Source organism: Microbacterium sp., assembly GCF_026393345.1.
Lineage (GTDB): Bacteria > Actinomycetota > Actinomycetes > Actinomycetales > Microbacteriaceae > Microbacterium.
Genome location: NZ_JAPLAI010000081.1, coordinates 1 through 2602, shown reverse-complemented (window position 1 = coordinate 2602; position 2602 = coordinate 1). Strand labels below are relative to the sequence as shown.

The 2602-nt window shown below is 67.4% G+C and carries 2 protein-coding genes; both read left to right on the top strand.

Features of this window, described 5'->3' with window-relative positions; genetic code table 11:
• On the top strand, positions 1–2256 hold a 2256-nt coding region (locus NT132_RS14335), incomplete at its 5' end, for a cation-translocating P-type ATPase (RefSeq protein ID WP_297790224.1).
• Between the two features lie 21 nt (positions 2257–2277).
• Complete coding sequence (locus tag NT132_RS14330; protein WP_029266198.1) at positions 2278–2532, top strand: YHS domain-containing protein; 255 nt, start codon at positions 2278–2280, stop codon at positions 2530–2532.
• Positions 2533–2602 lie beyond the last annotated feature (70 nt).

Here is a 2602-nt window from a genome sequence, read left to right as displayed (position 1 = left end):
TCGTGCGCGATGCGCATCGAGAAGAAGCTCAACAAGCTGGACGGTGTCACCGCCACCGTGAACTATGCGACGGAGAAGGCGAAGGTCACCGCACCGAACGGGTTCGACCCGGCGCTGCTGATCGCCGAGGTGGAGAAGACCGGCTACACGGCCGCCCTTCCCTCACCGGAGCCGTCCGCGGTAGTCGACGGTGAGGACGCTCCGGATAGGGAGCTGGTGAGCCTGCGGAACCGTTTGATCGCTTCCATCGTGCTGACCCTTCCTGTGATTGCGATGTCGATGATCCCCGCATTGCAGTTCACTTACTGGCAGTGGCTCTCACTCGCCCTGGCCGGCCCCGTCATCGTTTGGGCGGCCTGGCCTTTCCACAAGGCAGCGTGGACGAATCTCCGGCACGGTGCGGCGACCATGGACACGCTCATCTCGATGGGGACGATAGCCGCCTTACTGTGGTCGCTCTACGCGCTGTTCTTCGGCACGGCCGGCGTCCCCGGGATGACCCACCCGTTCGAGCTCACCGTGGCACCGTCGGACGGGGCGGCGAACATCTACCTCGAAGTGGGTGCCGCGGTGACGATGTTCATCCTCGCCGGACGCTACTTCGAGAAGAAGGCGAAACGGCAGGCGGGCGCCGCCCTGCGCGCGCTGTTGGAGCTGGGAGCGAAGGATGTTGCTGTGCTTCGCGCCGGCGCCGAGACCCGCATTCCCATCGCGGACCTGCGAGAGGGCGACGAGTTCGTCGTACGGCCCGGCGAGAAGATCGCCACCGATGGTGTGATCGTCTCCGGCACCTCCGCGGTCGACGCGTCCATGCTCACCGGTGAATCCGTGCCGGTCGAGGTCGGCGAAGGAGACTCCGTCACGGGGGCGACGGTCAATGCCGGTGGCCGGCTCGTCATCCGGGCGACGAGGGTCGGGTCGGACACCCAGTTGGCGCAGATGGCGAAGCTCGTCGAGGACGCCCAATCGGGCAAGGCCGAGGTGCAGCGCCTCGCCGACCGGGTGTCGGGTATCTTCGTGCCCATTGTCATCGCGATCGCCATCGCCACGCTGGGCGCTTGGCTCGGCGCGGGATTCCCTGCCGCGGCGGCGTTCACCGCCGCGGTCGCGGTGCTGATCATCGCCTGCCCGTGCGCCCTGGGCCTTGCCACGCCCACCGCACTGCTGGTGGGCACGGGCCGCGGCGCGCAGATGGGCATCCTCATCAAGGGTCCGGAAGTTCTCGAGTCGACGCGACGGGTGGACACCGTCGTTCTGGATAAGACCGGGACGGTGACCACAGGGCGGATGACGCTCACCGGCGTGTTCACCGCTGACGGCGTCGACCGCGGCGAGCTGCTGCGCCTGGCGGGTGCGGTGGAGGACGCCTCCGAGCATCCCATCGCGCAGGCCATCGCCAAAGCCGCAGTCCAAGAGGTCGGCACGCTTCCGACACCCGAGGGTTTCGCGAACATCGAGGGCAAGGGAGTGCAGGGCATCGTCGACGGGCACGCCGTCCTTGTCGGCCGCGAGTCGCTTCTCGAGGACTGGTCCCAGCGCCTTCCCGAGAATCTCGCCGCCGCGAAGAGCGAAGCAGAGCGTCAGGGCAAGACCGCGGTCGCCGTGGGGTGGGACGGGGAAGCACGCGGTGTGCTCATCGTCGCGGACACCATCAAGCCGACCAGCACCGAAGCCATCAGGCAGCTGAAGGCGCTGGGACTGACACCGGTGCTCCTCACCGGAGATAACCGTGCCGTGGCCGAGCAGATCGCGTCTGAGGTCGGCATCGATGAGGTCATCGCCGAAGTGCTCCCGAAAGACAAGGTCGACGTGGTCACCAGGCTGCAGCGCGAGGGCAAGGTCGTGGCGATGGTCGGAGACGGCGTCAACGATGCGGCCGCGCTCGCCCAGGCAGACCTGGGGTTGGCCATGGGCACGGGCACCGATGTGGCGATCGAGGCCAGCGACATCACGCTCGTCCGCGGCGATCTGCGCAGCGCGGCCGACGCGATCCGTCTGTCTCGGAAGACGCTCGGCACGATCAAGGGCAACCTGTTCTGGGCCTTCGCCTACAACGTCGCCGCCATCCCGCTGGCAGCCCTCGGTCTGCTCAATCCCATGCTCGCCGGCGCCGCGATGGCGTTCTCCAGCGTCTTCGTCGTCGGCAACAGCCTCCGCCTGCGCACGTTCCGCAGCCAGGCGGCGGACCCATCCCCGACCGCCGCGCCCGCACCGCGTGATCATGCGACGCGGAACGCAACCGTCGGAACCCACTGAAATCACGAAAGAGGAACACACATGTCTGATTCCGGATCCTGCTGCAGCCACAACAGCCACGGCTCTGTCCCAGCCGACGGACGCAAGGACCTCCTCGCGCCGTCCGCCGAACAGCTCGCCGAATGCCCCGTGATGGTCGGCAGCACCGTCGTGAAAGCGGACGCTGAAGCCGCTGGCCTCTACCGCGACTACGAGGGCACCCGCTATTACTTCTGCTGCGCCGCCTGCGGCCCCCTGTTCGACGCTGACCCCGCCAAGTACGTGACCGCAGCCTGACATCGCTTCACCTGTGCGGGGCGGCACACGGATCGCCCCGCACAGCTTCATCGTTTCCGAGGAGGATAGC

Excerpts from the sequence above, each read along its gene's own strand:
- NT132_RS14330 (WP_029266198.1), top strand. The coding sequence starts at position 2,278 with ATGTCTGATTCCGGATCCTGCTGCAGCCACAACAGCCACGGCTCTGTC.